The sequence below is a fragment of the Neorhizobium sp. R1-B genome (assembly GCF_004368875.1).
Lineage (GTDB): Bacteria > Pseudomonadota > Alphaproteobacteria > Rhizobiales > Rhizobiaceae > Neorhizobium > Neorhizobium huautlense.
In genome coordinates this window covers 140244-157989 of the sequence record NZ_SOEM01000007.1, presented here as the reverse complement: position 1 = coordinate 157989, position 17746 = coordinate 140244, and the positions used below count along the sequence as shown (strand labels likewise).

General features: G+C 61.1%; 18 protein-coding genes. 17 read left to right on the top strand and 1 reads right to left on the bottom strand.

From position 1 onward, the window contains the following. Positions 1-6: 6 nt before the first annotated feature. From EDE05_RS12750 to EDE05_RS12740, 3 genes are all read left to right on the top strand, one after another. Positions 7-447: an EVE domain-containing protein gene (locus EDE05_RS12750; protein WP_132410811.1), complete on the top strand. Its 441-nt coding sequence runs from the start codon at positions 7-9 to the stop codon at positions 445-447. 7 nt (positions 448-454) lie between these two features. Continuing rightward, positions 455-1099, top strand: a complete 645-nt coding sequence (locus EDE05_RS12745) for a methyltransferase (protein ID WP_132410813.1) — start codon at positions 455-457, stop codon at positions 1097-1099. Between the two features lie 730 nt (positions 1100-1829). Next, positions 1830-2132: a hypothetical protein gene (locus EDE05_RS12740; RefSeq protein WP_112795825.1), complete on the top strand. Its 303-nt coding sequence runs from the start codon at positions 1830-1832 to the stop codon at positions 2130-2132. Between the two features lie 23 nt (positions 2133-2155). On the opposite strand, the gene EDE05_RS12735 is transcribed toward EDE05_RS12740, so the two are convergent. Further along, positions 2156-2605, bottom strand: a complete 450-nt coding sequence (locus EDE05_RS12735) for a hypothetical protein (protein ID WP_132410815.1) — start codon at positions 2603-2605, stop codon at positions 2156-2158. 284 nt (positions 2606-2889) lie between these two features. On the opposite strand from EDE05_RS12735, the gene sdhC reads away from it, so the two are divergent. The 14 genes from sdhC to EDE05_RS12665 all read left to right on the top strand — a co-directional run bounded on the left by sdhC (position 2890) and on the right by EDE05_RS12665 (position 17746). Beyond that, entirely contained in the window at positions 2890-3282 is a 393-nt protein-coding gene (gene sdhC / locus EDE05_RS12730; protein ID WP_132410817.1) for a succinate dehydrogenase, cytochrome b556 subunit, read from the top strand. 13 nt (positions 3283-3295) lie between these two features. Further along, a complete protein-coding gene (sdhD, locus tag EDE05_RS12725; RefSeq protein ID WP_134101241.1) occupies positions 3296-3676 on the top strand; it encodes a succinate dehydrogenase, hydrophobic membrane anchor protein in 381 nt (126 codons plus the stop codon). A gap of 6 nt (positions 3677-3682) precedes the next feature. After that, positions 3683-5527 carry a succinate dehydrogenase flavoprotein subunit gene (gene sdhA / locus EDE05_RS12720; RefSeq protein ID WP_132410819.1) on the top strand — a complete coding sequence of 615 codons (1845 nt, stop codon included), beginning with the start codon at positions 3683-3685 and terminating at the stop codon, positions 5525-5527. Positions 5528-5576: 49 nt separating this feature from the next. Continuing rightward, a complete protein-coding gene (locus tag EDE05_RS12715) occupies positions 5577-6458 on the top strand; it encodes a glycosyltransferase family 25 protein (protein WP_165924169.1) in 882 nt (293 codons plus the stop codon). Further along, a complete protein-coding gene (locus EDE05_RS12710; protein WP_105372749.1) occupies positions 6451-7230 on the top strand; it encodes a succinate dehydrogenase iron-sulfur subunit in 780 nt (259 codons plus the stop codon). The genes EDE05_RS12715 and EDE05_RS12710 overlap by 8 nt, the downstream gene beginning before the upstream one ends. 241 nt (positions 7231-7471) lie before the next feature. Beyond that, the gene (locus EDE05_RS12705) at positions 7472-7999 is read left to right on the top strand and encodes a protease inhibitor Inh/omp19 family protein (RefSeq protein ID WP_132410987.1); all 528 of its coding nucleotides are present in this window, start codon (positions 7472-7474) and stop codon (positions 7997-7999) included. 27 nt (positions 8000-8026) lie between these two features. Beyond that, positions 8027-9190, top strand: a complete 1164-nt coding sequence (gene zapE / locus EDE05_RS12700; protein ID WP_132410823.1) for a cell division protein ZapE — start codon at positions 8027-8029, stop codon at positions 9188-9190. A 175-nt stretch (positions 9191-9365) separates the two neighbouring features. Beyond that, the gene (gene mdh / locus EDE05_RS12695; RefSeq protein ID WP_105372747.1) at positions 9366-10328 is read left to right on the top strand and encodes a malate dehydrogenase; all 963 of its coding nucleotides are present in this window, start codon (positions 9366-9368) and stop codon (positions 10326-10328) included. Positions 10329-10364: 36 nt separating this feature from the next. Then, positions 10365-11558 carry an ADP-forming succinate--CoA ligase subunit beta gene (sucC, locus tag EDE05_RS12690; RefSeq protein WP_132410825.1) on the top strand — a complete coding sequence of 398 codons (1194 nt, stop codon included), beginning with the start codon at positions 10365-10367 and terminating at the stop codon, positions 11556-11558. A 19-nt stretch (positions 11559-11577) separates the two neighbouring features. After that, entirely contained in the window at positions 11578-12483 is a 906-nt protein-coding gene (sucD, locus tag EDE05_RS12685) for a succinate--CoA ligase subunit alpha (RefSeq protein WP_105372745.1), read from the top strand. Between the two features lie 221 nt (positions 12484-12704). Further along, entirely contained in the window at positions 12705-15701 is a 2997-nt protein-coding gene (locus EDE05_RS12680; protein WP_132410989.1) for a 2-oxoglutarate dehydrogenase E1 component, read from the top strand. A gap of 12 nt (positions 15702-15713) precedes the next feature. Then, positions 15714-16040, top strand: coding sequence for a YciI family protein (locus tag EDE05_RS12675; protein ID WP_132410827.1), 327 nt, complete (start codon positions 15714-15716; stop codon positions 16038-16040). A gap of 30 nt (positions 16041-16070) precedes the next feature. After that, positions 16071-17315, top strand: coding sequence for a 2-oxoglutarate dehydrogenase complex dihydrolipoyllysine-residue succinyltransferase (gene odhB / locus EDE05_RS12670; protein ID WP_132410829.1), 1245 nt, complete (start codon positions 16071-16073; stop codon positions 17313-17315). A 14-nt stretch (positions 17316-17329) separates the two neighbouring features. Then, positions 17330-17746 carry an MAPEG family protein gene (locus tag EDE05_RS12665; protein ID WP_132410831.1) on the top strand — a complete coding sequence of 139 codons (417 nt, stop codon included), beginning with the start codon at positions 17330-17332 and terminating at the stop codon, positions 17744-17746.

Sequence of the window (17746 nt, the reverse complement as noted above, 5' to 3'; positions counted from 1 at the left end):
GCATCGATGGCGTACTGGCTTTACAAATCCGAACCCTCCTCCTGGTCCTGGGAGCAGCAGAAGGCTGCCGGAGAGAAGGGCACCGAATGGACCGGCGTGCGTAATTATCTGGCACGCAACAACATGCGGGCGATGAAGCTCGGCGACAAGGGCTTCTTCTACCATTCCAACGAAGGGCTGGAGATCGTCGGGATCGTCGAGGTCTGCGCCCTGTCCCATCCGGATTCGAGCGCCAAGGGCGATCCGAAATGGGATTGCGTCGATATCCGCGCGGTCGCGGACGTGCCGAAGCCGGTGACGCTGAAGGATATCAAGGCTAACCCGAAGTTCGAGAAGATGTCGCTCGTGACGTCGATGCGGCTTTCGGTGCAGCCGGTGACGGATGAGGAATATTTCGAGATCTGCAGGCTCGGGGGGCTCGACAATCCTCCGCGTTCGCCGGACTGATCCCGTCTTGAAGACCGATCCCCGGACCTTCATCCTCCAGAACACCGAGCTGATGAGCCCGCCGCATGTGCCGGAAATCCGATTGCATCTGGCGAGCGAAGCGCATGATCTGTGGTTGAAGACGGAAGAGGATCTGGAGGAGATCGGCTTGCCACCGCCCTTCTGGGCTTTTGCCTGGGCAGGCGGGCAGGGGCTTGCCCGCCATATACTCGATCATCCGGAAACGGTAGCCGGCAAGAGGGTCCTTGATTTTGCCTGCGGTTCCGGGCTGGTGGCGATTGCGGCAAAGCTTGCCGGCGCCGAGGATGTGCTGGCTGCGGATATCGATCCGTGGACCCAAACCGCTGTCGCCCTGAACTCTGCCGAGAACGGCGTCGATCTCCGCTTCATCTCAAAAAATCAGATCGGCAAGCCGGTCGATGCGGATGTCATCCTCGCCGGCGATGTCTTCTACGACCGGGATTTTGCCGGGGTGCTGATCCCGTGGTTCACGCGGTTGGCGAGCGAGGGACGTCTGGTTCTGGTCGGCGATCCCGGGCGGAGTTATTGCCCGAAGGACCGCCTGGAGCAGCTCGCCGTCTATGAAGTGCCGGTAACGCGGGTGCTGGAGGACAGCGAGGTAAAGCGGACGACGGTCTGGCGATTCCGGTAGGCGCGCCAGAGTTTTCCCGCGCAGTCTCCTGCCGTGGTTTCAAAGATCGGAGAGCCCACACGAATGCGGAACCTCATGAGTAATATATGTGTGGCTCCGCATTCGCGTGGCCTTCGGCGTTCTCTCGGGACTTCCGGTCCCTACAGGTGATCACCTCGCCTCGCTGCGTGGCTTCATTTGCGATTTCCTTTCGGGAAACCTTGCCACTTGCACGGCTCAACCGAACCTGGCCCGGCAGCCAGGGGGAGGCTTGATAGGAAGAAGCCCGGTTGCCCGGTTCTCTTCCATGGCTTTCACCTCTTCCGCCATCCCCGCACGTTACGGGTCCGATGGAAGCGCCGGCTCCCGCCTGCCCGCGAACGTCTCGCGAAACACTCCGGCGACGGAAGCGGGAGGATTGTAGGCATGGGTTTGGAGGGTGGGGAAAATCCGGCATGCATTTTTTTTGGAAATCGGCGGCAGATGGCCCAATTGGACTGGCGACGAGCATGGGTGTTTTACGCTCACCCCTTGGCTTGGACAACGGCGCCACGACTCGAAACCGGCCAAGAGCTCTTCCCTAGCTTCGTACACGTGCGGAGGCGGTGCCGGTCTTTTGAGACCGGTGATCGCAAGCAAGAACGAGATGATGTGTTCTCATCACTCCAACTCCGGAGCCGGCCGATGAGAGTAGGAGTTGACTGCCTAGATTCGCGAGGTGACACTCGCGTTCATCAAGACGGAGACAACCATGGAAGAGCCAAGCTGGCGGCATATGCGATCCGCACCGAGGGACGGCAGTCGTATTCTCGTCACTATCCGTCCATCCGAACAAGGGCCGGGAGCAGTCGATCTCGTTTACTGGTCAAGAGGGGATCGATTCGGTGGAGAAGCCTGGCGCTCCTCTGATTCCGTCCCGGGCCGGATTATCGAATATGCGGAACCGGAACTGAAGTGCTGGATGCCCATGCCCGCCGCCAATGTCGATCAGTTGGCCTTCCCATCCGCGTGGGAGGGCAAGGACGAAGAGGAACTAGACGGATCGGGGATTTAATTTCCTAAAGGGTGCAGGCATTCTCAATTGCCGCCGCGGATGATGCAGACGCCGGCTTCGAAGGCGCAGGCGGTGGGCGAGGCGGAGACGTTGCCGCCCATTTCCTTTTCGACGTCGATGACTTTCGCTTTGGGCGCCGGAGCGATCCGTTCCTCACCGCGCAGAGGCCAGTAGTCGGCATCGCGCACGAAATAAACCCCGTGGCCGGGAACGCTATAGGCTTGGATGGAGCCTCCATAAAATCCGCCGGTCGAACGAGAGCGCCTTATCCAACGGTCGACAAAGCCGCCCATGCGGTCGATTTCGGGCGGACGGTTCCAGCGGCCATCGCCCTGGCGATCCCAGCGGCTGTTTTCGACGCGATGATGGCGATGGTCGCGGTCGTGCCGGCGATCGCCGGCATCTGCAGTGGAGGAAAAGAGCACGGCGAGGGCGGCGGCGAGAAGGACAGGGTTGATGCGATTCGCTGTCATGGCGAACTCCTGCGGTCAATCGTTAACAGAAGGTTAACACGAAACTGCAGCGGCCGTCGCGTGGGCAACGATTTCTTTGGCAATCGTGGTTAATGTGCAAAGCCCGATCCTGAGGAACCAGCCATGAGAAAGACACAATCGATTAAATTCAAAATCCCCTTGAATTGTTCTTGTCGACCGGCATCCGTCAGATTAAACCACGCCAATGATGCAATGCACATTTCTTTGGCATGCTGCATTGCGGGCAACCGCCCTTATACCGCATACGACGCCGCGAGGTTCTGATGGCGAATGTGACAAATAACCGGCCCCTGTCGCCGCATCTGCAGATCTACAAGTTTATTCCCACCATGGCGATGTCGATCGTCCACCGTATCACCGGTGGCGCGCTCTACTTCGGCACGCTGCTGGTCGCCGCCTGGCTTATCGCTGCGGCCTCGGGCGAGGAAAATTTCAACCAAGTGAACTGGCTGTTCGGATCGATCATCGGTCAGCTGGTGCTCTTCGGTTATACCTGGGCTCTCCTTCACCATCTGCTCGGCGGCCTGCGCCACATCATGTGGGATGTCGGCTACGGTTTCGAGAAGGAATTCTCGACCATGCTGGCCAAGGCCAATCTCGTCGCCTCCATCGCCCTGACCGTCCTGGTCTGGGTGATCGTGCTGATCGCCCGCTGAGGAGACTGAACTGATGGGCATGCGCACTCCTCTCGGGAAAGTCCGCGGGCTCGGCTCGGCCAAGAGCGGCACGGAACATTTCTGGCGGGTCCGGACCACGTCGCTGGCGCTGGTTCCGCTGCTCGTCTTCTATATCGTCTTCCTGATCATCTATGCCGGCAAGCCCTATGCCGAAGTGGTCGGCGCTCTTGCCAATCCCTTCGTTGCGACGATCAACGGCTTGACCGTCATCGCCAGCATCATCCACATGCGTCTCGGCATGGAAGAGATCATCCAGGACTACATCCATTCCGAAATCACGAAGCTCGTTCTTCTGATCCTCAACGCCTTCTTTTCCCTCGCGGTGGGCGGCCTCTGTCTTTTCGCCGTCCTGAAAATCGCATTTGCAGGATAATCCGTCATGGCATCCGTCACACCCATCGCCCAGAACGGCAAGGCCTATACCTATGTCGACCATTCCTATGACGTGATCGTCGTCGGCGCCGGCGGCGCCGGCCTCCGCGCCACGCTCGGGATGGCCGAACAGGGTTTCAAGACCGCCTGCATCACCAAGGTCTTCCCGACCCGCTCGCACACCGTCGCGGCACAGGGCGGCATCGCCGCCTCGCTGCAGAACATGACGCCGGACTCTTGGCAGTGGCACCTTTACGACACCGTCAAGGGTTCCGACTGGCTCGGCGACGTCGATGCCATGCAATACATGGTCATGGAAGCGCCTAAGGCCGTCTACGAACTCGAGCACTACGGCGTGCCCTTCTCGCGCAACGAGGAAGGCAAGATCTACCAGCGCCCGTTCGGCGGCCACATGCAGAATTTCGGCGCCGGCCCGCCGGTGCAGCGCACCTGCGCCGCCGCCGACCGTACCGGCCACGCCATCCTGCACACGCTCTACGGCCAGTCGCTGAAGAACAATGCGGAATTCTTCATCGAATATTTTGCTCTCGACCTGATCATGTCGGATGACGGCAGCCGCTGCACCGGCGTCGTCGCCTGGAACCTCGACGACGGCACGATCCATCGCTTCGCCGCCAAGATGGTGGTGCTGGCGACCGGCGGTTACGGCCGCGCCTATTTTTCGGCGACATCCGCCCATACCTGCACCGGCGACGGCGGCGGCATGGTGGCCCGCGCCGGCTTGCCCTTGCAGGACATGGAATTCGTGCAGTTCCATCCGACCGGCATCTATGGCTCCGGCTGTCTGATCACCGAAGGCGCACGCGGCGAAGGGGGTTACCTCGTCAACTCCGAGGGCGAGCGCTTCATGGAACGCTACGCCCCTTCGGCCAAGGACCTAGCCTCACGCGACGTCGTCTCGCGCTGCATGACGCTGGAAATCCGCGAGGGCCGCGGCGTCGGCAAGAATAAGGACCACATCTTCCTGCATCTCGACCATCTTGATCCGGCGGTTCTGCACGAACGCCTGCCGGGCATTTCCGAGAGCGCCAAGATCTTTGCGGGCGTCGACGTGACGCGGGAGCCGATCCCGGTCCTGCCGACGGTACACTACAACATGGGCGGTATTCCGACCAATTTCTGGGGCGAGGTGCTCAATGCCGACAGCGCTAATCCGGAGCGGCTGCTACCGGGCCTGATGGCCGTCGGCGAAGCGGGTTGCGCCTCGGTTCACGGTGCCAACCGCCTCGGCTCCAACTCGCTGATCGATCTCGTGGTCTTCGGCCGCGCCGCGGCGATCCGCGCCGGGGAGGTGATCAACAAGGCCGAGCCGATCCCGGCGCTCAACGTGGCCGCCTGCGACAAGATCATGGAGCGCTTCGATGGCCTGCGGCATGCGAACGGCTCGACGCCGACCGCGGTGCTGCGCGACAAGATGCAGCGCGCCATGCAGGAGGACGCAGCCGTTTTCCGCACCCAGGAATCGCTCGAATCCGGCTGCCGCCGCCTTTCGGAGATCTGGAAAGAGCTGCCAGACGTCAAGGTCACCGACCGCTCGATGATCTGGAATTCCGACCTTGTCGAGACGCTCGAACTTCATAACCTGATGGCAAACGCTATCACGACGGTTTACGGAGCCGAGGCACGCAAAGAAAGCCGCGGCAGCCACGCCCGCGAGGACTATACCGAAGGTCCTTTCGGCGGCCGCGACGACGTCAACTGGCGCAAGCATACGCTTGCCTGGGTCAACGAGGCGGGCGATGTAAAGCTGGACTATCGTCCGGTCCATACCGAACTGATTGCAGAGGGCATCGATCCGCATAAGATCGAGCCGAAGGCCCGCGTGTATTGATCCAATGACGATGAAGCCGCAAATCGCTGATGTCGCCGAGGGGGCTGCCATGGGCCGCTCCCTCGGCATATTCGCGATCAATCTCGATCGCTCGCCCGACCGGTGGACACAGATCGAGCGGCATTTCGGTCATCTGGCGTGGCCGCTTCAGAGGATTGCGGCTGTCGATGCACGCAAGGATCCTGCTGCCGTTCTATCGGTTCGAGGGCTTTCCCTGCAGTTTCCACCGGACGGGGTTGCCTGGAACAGCCATCGCAACCGGATCTTCATGCTGACGGAAGAGGCTTGCCTTGCCGGGCATGTGTTGACCTGGCGGCAGTTTTTGAAAACCGATCTCGCCCATGCGCTGGTGCTGGAAGATGATGCGGAGCCGCAGGCCGGCTTTGTTGAAACCCTGTCCGAACTGCTGCAGTCGGAACCAAGCGCGGATATCGTGAAGCTCGAAGGGGTGTTCCGGCCAGGTGGGCGGAAAGTTCTTCCGTTGCGGCGGTTCGGCGCCCATAGACTGGTGCGGTCGCTCCGTCCTGCATCGGGCTCGGCTGCCTATCTCGTCACCCGGCGTGGTGCGGAACGCTTGCTGGCGCGTGTCGATCACATCTGCGTGCCTGCCGACGATTTCCTTTGGAATCCGGCCTTTCACGGCTGCGATGTCGCTCATGTTTCGCCCTGGCTGATCATGCAGTCGGGCATGGCGAGCGTCATCGCCACCGATAAATCGGCAAAACGCGCGAGCGTCAGGGCTCCCTTTGGCCGGGCTGCGCTGATGCCGCTGCGCCGTGGCTTCGAGCGCTTGAAGCTCATCTGGGCTGTGACCGACGGCCGGCCCTGGAAACTCCTGAACACGATGGTCGCCCCATGGGCGCCTGATGACTATAACCTGAAAGACAGAATGTCGATTGCTGCCATAGATCGGAAGTCTAGCAATGGTTGAACTCGCTCTCCCCAAGAACTCCCAGATGACCGAAGGCAAGGTCTGGCCGAAACCGGCAGGCGCCAAGAACGTCAGGGAATACCGTGTCTATCGCTGGAATCCCGACGACGGCCAGAACCCGCGCATCGACACCTATTACATCGATGTCGACGACTGCGGGCCGATGGTTCTCGACGGCTTGCTCTACATCAAGAACAATATCGATCCGACGCTGACGCTTCGCCGTTCCTGTCGCGAGGGGATCTGCGGCTCCTGTGCGATGAACATCGACGGCACCAATACGCTCGCCTGCACCAAGGGCATGGACGATGTGACCGGAACGGTGAAGGTCTATCCGCTTCCGCATATGCCTGTCGTCAAGGACCTGGTTCCGGATCTTACGAACTTCTATGCGCAGCACCGCTCGATCGAGCCGTGGCTGAAGACCGTCTCTCCGCCGCCGGCCAAGGAATGGAAGCAGAGCCACGAAGACCGTCAGAAGCTCGACGGCCTCTATGAGTGCATCCTGTGCGCCTGCTGCTCTACCTCCTGTCCGAGCTACTGGTGGAACGGCGACCGTTACCTCGGCCCGGCCACCCTGCTGCAGGCCTATCGCTGGCTGATCGACAGCCGCGACGAAGCCAAGGGCGAACGCCTCGACAATCTCGAAGATCCGTTCCGGCTCTATCGCTGCCACACGATCATGAACTGCGCGCAGACCTGCCCGAAGGGTCTGAACCCGGCCAAGGCGATCGCCGAAATCAAGAAGATGATGGTCGAGCGCCGCGTCTAGGCGTTTCCGACAGCCGATCCGGTCCCCGACTACGGGGATCGGAAGGCGTGCCTTGACCGCCGGGGATCCTTACCTCTCGGCATCCGTTTTGTCGACTTCCTTCAGGGGTCGACAAAGAAGCGTTCGAGGGCGGGCATCATTTGTTCCAATACGACTTGATTAACCAAAGCGAATTACGGTAATTCCGTCTCAATTCGTTGGCATTGGTGGCGGCGTACCAACTGAAAGCGGGAGCTAGATGATGCAGTTCAGATATGTGGCGACGGGCCTTTTCCTCGTAACGGCGCTCGCCGGTTGCCAACGTACCTCCTACAGCCCCTATAGCGATCTTCCTTCGCAGCCTGCTCCGCTTCAGGCGCAACCCGTTCCATCCGTTCAGGGTGGACAGCTTCCGCCTCCCGGCGGCACATCGCAGTTTCCGACTGCGCCGACGGCAAATCCGAACATGGCCGCGGTCGATCCGAATGCGGCTGCCCCGGCGAGTGCCCTCGACATCAAGAAGGAAGCCATGGTCGGCAACTGGCGCGTCTCGAACGCCGGCCAGTCCTGCGACATGTTCCTGACGCTTACCAATCTAGGTAGCGGCTCGCGAGGCGGCACCCGCGGTTGCGCCGGCGAGTTGACCGCCATGGGCTCCTGGGAAGTGTCGGGCAAGATGGTTCAATTCAAGAATCGCGCGGGCGACGTGATCGGACGGGTTTACAAGACGGCCGAAAACCGTTTCGACGGCACCCTGAATTCCGGTCAGGCGGTCAGTTTGAGCCGCTAAAAGGCTTCGACCTTCGAGGACGCCCGGTTGGAACCTATTCCTGAATACACAACGAGCGTCACCGAAGAGCTGAAAGCTCTCACGGCATCAGGCGTGTTGACGGCCGATGCGGCGCAGTTCGCCGTGGCGGCAAAGCTCGATCACATCCTAATATGCCTGCGCGATACGAAGCCGGCCAAGAAGAAGAGCGCTCTCGGCTGGCTGTTCGCCAAGGGCGGCGGGCGTCCGCGGGAAATTCACGGGCTTTATGTGCACGGGAGCGTCGGGCGCGGCAAGACAATGCTGATGGACATGTTCTTCAAGAAAGCGTCCATCCGGAAGAAGCGTCGGGCCCATTTCCACGAGTTCATGGCCGACGTACACAACCGCATCCACGCGCACCGTCAGAAGCTGAAGCGCGGGGAGACGCGCGAGGCCGATCCGGTGCCGCCGGTCGCTGCGGCTATCTACGCGGAAGCGGAGCTCCTCTGCTTCGATGAATTCTCGGTAACCGACATCACCGACGCCATGATCCTGGCGCGCCTTTTTACCGAGCTTTTCGGCCTCGGCTGCATCCTGGTGGCGACGTCCAACGTGGCTCCTGACAACCTCTATAAAGACGGCCTGAACCGCGGGCTCTTCCTGCCGTTCATCGGCTTGCTGGCCAAGCATGTGGACGTGGTCACGCTGGGTTCTCCAACTGATTACCGCCTGCAGAAGCTTGCCACCCTGCCGGTTTACATAACTCCGCTCGATGGGCGCGCCGATGCTGCTATGGAGGCCGCCTGGCATCAGGTGACAGACGGAAAGAGGGTCCAGCCGCTTGAGATACCGATGAAAGGCCGCAGCATCCATGTGCCCGAAGCGACGGGCCGGGCGGCCAGGTTCGATTTCAGGGACATTTGTGGAAGGCCGCTCGGTGCCTCGGACTATCTGGCGATCGCCGAGCGGTTCGATACCGTTTTTGTCGAACGTATTCCGCGGCTTGGGCCAGAGAAGCGCAACGAGGCGAAGCGTCTGATCAATCTGGTCGATGCGCTGTACGATCAGAAGGTCCGTCTCTATGTCTCCGCGGCCGCCGCGCCGGAAGACATTCTTCTTGAACGCCGTGGCACTGAAGGCTTCGAGTTCGACCGCACGGTCTCCCGCCTATTCGAAATGCGGAGCTCGGATTATCTCGCAGCGCACCAGGAACTGCGGGCTCAAGCTTAACGATCTAGTGATATAAATTATTACGTTTACGTAAGAATTTTATGATCTAACCGATTGAAAAACCTGCTTCCAAAATAATCCATTGCCATTACAGCTGGATGAAGGTATGCGGTCTGGCACATTGGCAGGCTTGCCGTAGCTTGCCGTGGATTGGATCTCGAAAGGAAGCTTTTCGATGGCGCGCAAGAAGATCGCACTTATTGGTTCTGGCATGATTGGTGGCACGCTGGCGCATCTCGCCAGTCTGAAGGAACTGGGCGACATCGTCCTCTTCGACATCGCCGACGGCATTCCGCAAGGCAAGGGCCTCGACATCGCCCAGTCCGGCCCTGTTGAAGGCTTCAATGCGAAGCTTTCCGGCGCAAGCGATTACGCAGCCATTGAAGGAGCCGATGTCTGCATCGTCACCGCTGGCGTCGCCCGCAAGCCCGGAATGAGCCGCGACGATCTGCTCGGCATCAACCTCAAGGTTATGGAGCAGGTGGGTGCCGGCATCAAGAAATATGCCCCGAACGCCTTCGTGATCTGCATTACCAATCCGCTGGACGCGATGGTCTGGGCTCTGCAGAAGTTCTCCGGCCTGCCGAAGAACATGGTCGTCGGCATGGCCGGCGTGCTCGACTCCGCCCGCTTCCGCCTCTTCATTTCCGAAGAATTCAACGTTTCCGTTCAGGACGTTACAGCCTTCGTTCTCGGAGGTCATGGCGACACGATGGTGCCGCTCGCCCGTTATTCGACCGTCGGCGGCATCCCTCTGACTGATCTCGTGAAGATGGGCTGGACCACCAAGGAACGCCTTGAAGAGATCATCCAGCGCACCCGCGACGGCGGCGCCGAAATCGTCGGCCTGCTGAAGACCGGCTCGGCCTATTACGCCCCGGCTGCTTCCGCAATCGAAATGGCGGAATCCTACCTCAAGGACAAGAAGCGCGTCCTGCCGGTCGCAGCTCATCTGACCGGCCAGTACGGCGTCAAAGACATGTATGTCGGCGTTCCGGTTGTCCTCGGTGCCGGCGGTGTCGAGCGCGTCATCGAAGTCGAATTCAACAAGGACGAAGAAGCGGCTTTCCAGAAGTCCGTCGGTGCAGTTGCCGGCCTCTGCGAAGCCTGCATCAACATCGCCCCCGCTCTGAAGTAATGGGCGCGCTGAAGTAATAGAAACAGGGACAAACCCATGAACATTCATGAATATCAGGCCAAGGCTCTGCTGAAGGGTTATGGCGCGCCGGTTGCTGAAGGCGTTGCTATCCTGAAGGTCGAAGAGGCCGAAGCTGCTGCCAAGTCGCTTCCCGGCCCGCTCTACGTGGTCAAGAGTCAGATCCACGCCGGCGGCCGCGGCAAGGGCAAGTTCAAGGAGCTTTCTCCTGAAGCCAAGGGCGGCGTTCGTCTTGCCAAGTCGATCGACGAAGTGGTCGCCCATGCCAAGGAAATGCTCGGCAACACCCTGGTGACCGCGCAGACCGGTGAAGCAGGTAAGCAGGTCAACCGCCTTTATATCGAGGACGGCGCAGACATCGCCCGCGAACTCTACTGCTCGCTGCTTGTCGACCGCTCGGTCGGCCGCGTCGCCTTTGTGGTGTCCACCGAAGGCGGCATGGACATCGAAGCCGTCGCCCACGACACGCCCGAAAAGATCCACACGATCGCTATCGATCCGGAAGCCGGCGTGACCGCCGCCGACATCGCGGCGATCTCCAAGGCTCTGGCGCTCGAAGGCGCTGCTGCGGAAGACGCCAAGTCGCTCTTCCCGGCGCTCTACAAGGCCTTCAACGAGAAGGACATGGCCCTTCTGGAAGTCAATCCGCTGATCGTCATGCAGAATGGCCACCTGCGCGTGCTCGACGCGAAGATGTCATTCGACGGTAATGCGCTGTTCCGACACGACGACGTCAAGGCGCTGCGCGACGAGACGGAAGAAGACGCCAAGGAAATCGAGGCCTCCAAGTGGGACCTCGCCTATGTGGCGCTCGACGGCAATATCGGCTGCATGGTCAATGGTGCCGGTCTCGCCATGGCGACGATGGACATCATCAAGCTCTACGGCAAGGAGCCGGCGAACTTCTGTGACGTCGGTGGCGGCGCTGGCAAGGAAAAGGTCGCTGCGGCCTTCAAGATCATTACCGCCGACCCGAAGGTCGAGGGCATCCTCGTCAACATCTTCGGCGGCATCATGCGCTGCGACGTCATCGCCGAAGGCGTTGTCGCGGCGGTGCAGGAAGTGGGACTGAAGGTTCCGCTCGTCGTGCGCCTCGAAGGCACCAATGTCGAGCTCGGCAAGAAGATCCTGAACGAGTCTGGTCTCGCTATCACGGCGGCTGACGACCTTGACGACGCGGCGAAGAAGATCGTCGCGGCGATCGAAGCCTAACCTGGAAGGACCGGAACCAATGTCTATTCTCGTCAACAAAGACACAAAGGTCATCGTCCAGGGCCTGACCGGCAAGACCGGAACTTTCCATACGGAGCAGGCGCTCGCCTATTACGGCACCAAGATGGTGGGCGGCGTTCATCCCAAGAAGGGCGGCGAATCGTGGTCGTCCGGCGTCGACGGCACGTCGCTGCCGATCTTTACCTCGGTTGCGGAAGCCAAGGAAAAGACTGGTGCCGACGCGACCGTGATCTACGTGCCGCCGGCAGGCGCCGCAGACGCGATCATCGAAGCGATCGAAGCCGAGATTCCGTTCATCACCTGCATCACGGAAGGCATTCCGGTCATGGACATGGTGCGCGTCAAGGCTCGCCTCGACCGTTCGAAGTCCCGCCTGCTCGGACCGAACTGCCCAGGCATCCTGACGCCGGAAGAATGCAAGATCGGCATCATGCCGGGCTCCATCTTCCGCAAGGGTTCGGTCGGCATCGTTTCCCGTTCGGGCACGCTCACCTACGAAGCCGTGTTCCAGACCTCCAACGAGGGTCTCGGCCAGACGACAGCTGTCGGCATCGGCGGCGACCCGGTCAAGGGCACCGAGTTCATCGATGTGCTTGAAATGTTCCTCGCTGACGAAGCCACGCAGTCGATCATCATGATCGGCGAAATCGGCGGCTCGGCGGAGGAGGATGCCGCACAGTTCCTCAAGGACGAAGCCAAAAAGGGCCGCAAGAAGCCGATGGCTGGCTTCATCGCGGGCCGTACGGCGCCGAAGGGCCGCACCATGGGTCACGCCGGTGCGGTGGTTTCCGGCGGCAAGGGTGACGCGGAATCGAAGATTGCCGCCATGGAATCGGCAGGCATCAAGGTGTCGCCGTCTCCGGCCCGCCTCGGCAAGACCTTGGTTGAAGTCCTCAAGGGCTGACGCCACATAAGGGACAATCGCTGTCGATAGATAGGCGGCGATTGATCCGGCAAGTTTCAGACAGGCGAAGCAGTCCAAGCCTCGCCTGTCTGTTTCGCGCCTTAGGCGCGCGCCGCCCCGGCGGCTGAAAATAACAGACGAAGACCAGGAAAATGCGGATGCCGGAAGTTGTTTCGGTTTCCGATTACGTCAGGAGGCGGGCGCGGCGCCCGCAGGAAACCATGGCACGGCAAGAAGCCAACGAGCAGTTCCTCATCACTTCCTTCCTCGACGGCGCGAATGCGGCCTATATCGAGCAGCTTCATGCCCGGTATGAGGACGCCCCGAATTCGGTAGCCCCGGAATGGCAAGCCTTTTTCAAGGCACTGGCCGATAACCCGAATGACGTGAAGAGCGCGGCGCGTGGGGCCTCCTGGCAGCGCAAGAACTGGCCGATCGCTGCCAACGGCGAGCTGGTGTCGGCGTTGGACGGCAATTGGCCGGTCGTGGAAAAAGCCATCGAAAGCAAGGTCAAGGCGAAGGCCGAAGCTGCGGCAGTTGCCGCCGACAAGCCGGTCAACGAGGCTGACATCCTGCAGGCAACGCGCGACAGCGTCCGCGCCATCATGATGATCCGCGCCTATCGCATGCGCGGCCACCTGCATGCGAAGCTCGATCCTCTCGGTCTTGCCGCTCCGGTCGAGGATTACAACGAGCTTTCGCCGACGGCATACGGCTTCACGGAAGCCGACTACGATCGCAAAATCTTCATCGACAACGTGCTGGGTCTTGAATACGCGACCATCCGCGAGATGATCGCGATCCTCGAACGCACCTACTGCTCGACGCTCGGCGTCGAATTCATGCATATCTCCAACCCGGAAGAGAAGTCTTGGATTCAGGGCCGTATCGAAGGGCCGGACAAGGGCGTCGAATTCACGCCCGCCGGCAAGAAGGCGATCCTCCAGAAGCTGGTCGAGGGTGAAGGCTACGAGCAGTTCCTCGACGTCCGGTTCAAGGGCACCAAGCGCTTCGGCCTCGACGGCGGTGAATCGCTGATTCCGGCGCTCGAACAGATCATCAAGCGTGGCGGCCAAGAGGGGCTTGAGGAAGTCGTGCTCGGCATGGCGCACCGCGGTCGCCTCAACGTGCTCACCAACGTCATGGGCAAGCCGCACCGCGCCGTGTTCCACGAATTCAAGGGCGGCTCGTTCAAACCTGACGAAGTCGAAGGTTCGGGCGACGTGAAGTACCATCTCGGCGCTTCCTCGGACCGCGAGTTCGACGGCAACAAGGTCCATCTGTCGCTGACGGCCAACCCTTCGCATCTCGAAATCGTCAACCCGGTCGTCATGGGCAAGGCTCGCGCCAAGCAGGACCTGCTGGCGAAGGTGTGGGAAGGTGACGTCATTCCGCTCAAGGAGCGTGCCAAGGTTCTGCCGCTCTTGCTGCACGGCGATGCGGCCTTTGCCGGCCAGGGCGTCGTGGCGGAAATCCTCGGCTTGTCCGGTCTGCGCGGCCACCGCGTCGCCGGCACCATGCACTTCATCATCAACAACCAGATCGGCTTCACCACCAATCCGGCCTTCTCGCGCTCCTCGCCCTATCCGTCCGACGTTGCCAAGATGATCGAAGCCCCGATCTTCCACGTCAACGGCGACGATCCGGAAGCGGTCGTCTATGCGGCGAAGGTTGCAACCGAATACCGGATGAAGTTCCACAAGCCGGTCGTGATAGACATGTTCTGCTACCGCCGCTTCGGTCACAACGAAGGCGACGAGCCGGCGTTCACGCAGCCGAAGATGTACAAGGTGATCCGCGGCCACAAGACGGTTGCACAGCTTTACGCCGACCGCCTGATCTCGGAAGGGTTGCTTTCCGAGGGCGAATTCGAGAAGATGAAGGCCGATTGGCGCGCTCATCTCGAAGCGGAGTTCGAAGCCGGCCAGAGCTATAAGCCCAACAAGGCCGACTGGCTGGACGGCCAGTGGTCCGGCTTGCGCTCGGCCGACAATGCCGACGAACAGCGGCGCGGCAAGACCGCCATGCCGATGAAGCAGCTGAAGGAGATCGGCCGCAAGCTGTCGACGGTTCCGGACGGCTTCAACGCCCACCGCACGATCAAGCGCTTCATGGAAAACCGCGCGCAGATGGTCGAGACCGGCGAAGGCATCGACTGGGCGATGGCCGAAGCTCTCGCTTTCGGTTCGCTTGTCACGGAAGGCACAAAAATCCGTCTTTCCGGTCAGGATTGCGAACGCGGCACGTTCTCGCAGCGTCATTCGGTGCTCTACGATCAGGAGACCGAGGAGCGCTTCATTCCGCTCGCCAATCTGTCTCCCACCCAAGCCCGCTACGAAGTCATCAACTCGATGCTCTCGGAAGAGGCGGTGCTTGGCTTCGAATACGGCTATTCGCTGGCGCGTCCGAATGCGCTGACGCTTTGGGAAGCGCAGTTCGGGGACTTTGCAAATGGCGCGCAGGTGGTTTTCGACCAATTCATCTCGTCGGGCGAGCGCAAGTGGCTGCGCATGTCCGGTCTCGTCTGCCTTCTGCCGCATGGCTATGAAGGCCAGGGCCCGGAACATTCGTCCGCCCGTCTGGAGCGTTGGCTGCAGATGTGCGCCGAAGACAATATGCAGGTCGCCAATTGCACGACGCCGGCGAACTACTTCCACATTCTGCGCCGGCAGGTGAAGCGCGACTTCCGCAAGCCGCTGATCCTGATGACGCCGAAGTCGCTGTTGCGGCACAAGCGTGCAACCTCGACGCTGGCCGAAATGGCGGGCGAATCCTCCTTCCACCGCCTTTTGTGGGACGATGCGGAGGTCATCAAGGACGGCCCGATCAAGCTGCAGAAGGATGCCAAGATCCGCCGCGTCGTGCTCTGCACCGGCAAGGTCTATTACGACCTGCTCGAAGAGCGCGAAAAGCGCGGCATCGACGACATCTACCTGCTGCGCATCGAACAGCTTTATCCGTTCCCTGCCAAGGCGCTCATCAACGAGTTGTCCCGCTTCCGGAACGCGGAGATGGTCTGGTGCCAGGAAGAGCCGAAGAACATGGGCGCCTGGGCGTTCATCGATCCGTACCTGGAATGGGTGCTGGCGCATATCGATGCGAAGTATCAGCGGGTCCGTTATACGGGTCGCCCGGCTGCGGCTTCGCCGGCAACGGGTCTGATGTCCAAGCATCTGGCGCAGCTCGAGGCCTTCCTCGAAGACGCGCTCGGCGGCTAAGGAGAGAGGCCGATGGCCTATTTTCACCTGAAGCTCGTACCGCCAAGGCCGGGCTTTCCGTTCGATGCATCGCCGGAGGAAATGTCGGCGATGCAGCTTCATGCCGATTATTGGCGGGAGCTTGCGGAAACGGGCAGCGCGATCGCCGTCGGTCCGGTCTTTGCAGTGGACGGGGCTTTCGGCATCGCTGTGGTGGAGGCCGCCGACGAGCCCGCTGCCCAGGCGCTGGCGGACGGGGATCCGGTGATCAAGGCGGGCTTCGGCTTCCGGTTTGAAATTTCTCCCATGCCCTCCATCATTCTCCGGAAGTCAGCGGCAACCGCCGCGGCTGCCGAATAAACGAAAACAACCATTCAGGAACTCACAACAATGGCCACTGAAATCCGCGTTCCCACCCTCGGAGAATCCGTCAGCGAGGCAACCGTCGGCACCTGGTTCAAGAAGGTGGGCGACACGGTCAAGGCGGACGAGCCGCTTCTCGAACTCGAAACGGACAAGGTGACCGTCGAAGTTCCGGCTCCGGCTTCCGGCGTTCTGACCGAGATCGTCGCCAACAACGGTGAAACCGTGGGCCTCGGCGCCCTGCTCGGCCAGATTGCCGAAGGTGCTGCAGGTGCGGCTACTGCCACTCCGGCTGCCAAGCCCGCGGAAGCCGCGCCCGCCAAGGCTGCAGAACCCGCAGCTCCGGCTCCCGCTGCTGCCCCGGCCGCCGCATCCTCTATGCCGCCGGCTCCGGCCGCTGCGAAGATCGCCGCCGACAACAACATCTCCACCTCGGACATCGACGGTTCCGGCAAGCGTGGCCAGGTTCTGAAGGGTGACGTGATCGCAGCCGTCGCCAGGGGAGTTTCCGCCCCGGCCCAGGCACCTGCAGCTCCGGCCGCTCCCCGTCCGGTTTCCTCTGCCGACGATGCTGCCCGCGAAGAGCGCGTGAAGATGACGCGCCTGCGCCAGACTATCGCCCGTCGTCTGAAGGATGCGCAGAATACCGCCGCCATGCTGACCACCTATAACGAGGTGGACATGAAGGCCGTCATGGACCTGCGTAACAAGTACAAGGACATCTTCGAGAAGAAGCACGGCGTGAAGCTCGGCTTCATGGGCTTCTTCACGAAGGCTGTCACCCATGCCCTGAAGGAACTGCCGGCAGTCAATGCCGAGATCGACGGCACCGACATCATCTACAAGAACTATTGTCACGTCGGCGTTGCCGTCGGCACCGACAAGGGTCTGGTCGTTCCGGTCGTTCGCGATGCCGACCAGATGTCGATTGCAGAGATCGAAAAGGAGATCGGCCGCCTCGGAAAGCTTGCCCGCGACGGCCAGCTTTCGATGGCTGACATGCAGGGCGGGACCTTCACCATTTCCAACGGCGGCGTTTACGGATCGCTGATGTCCTCGCCGATCCTGAACGCTCCGCAATCCGGCATCCTCGGCATGCACAAGATCCAGGAGCGTCCGGTCGCGATCGGCGGTCAGGTCGTCATCCGTCCGATGATGTATCTGGCGCTGTCCTACGATCACCGCATGGTTGACGGCAAGGAAGCCGTAACCTTCCTCGTCCGTGTGAAGGAAAGCCTCGAAGATCCGGAACGGCTGGTCCTCGATCTCTAAGACGGGAGCCTGACATGGAGACGCTCGGGGTTACGGTCACGCCTTACATGGCGCTGCTTGCCCTGAGCGTGATCCTGCTCGTTTTCCATATCCTGCTCCAGGGTGTGCTTTCGACCCGTGAGCTTGGCTCGGCTTGGAACGCCGGTCCGCGGGACGATGGCCGCGAACCGAGCGGCAAATTTGCCGGTCGTGCCGCAAGGGCGTCCGGGAATTTCCGGGAGACCTATCCGGCCTTTGTAGGCTTGCTGCTCGGCGTCGCCTTTGCGGGCGACGACTCCTCGGGTTCCGGTCTTGCCGGCGGATGGATCTGGTTTGCCGCGCGGATCGTCTACGTGCCTCTCTATCTCGCAGGCATCCCTTATCTTCGATCTTTCGTCTGGCTGATCAGCATGTTCGGATTGCTGGCCATGATGATCGCGCTTTTCTGGTGA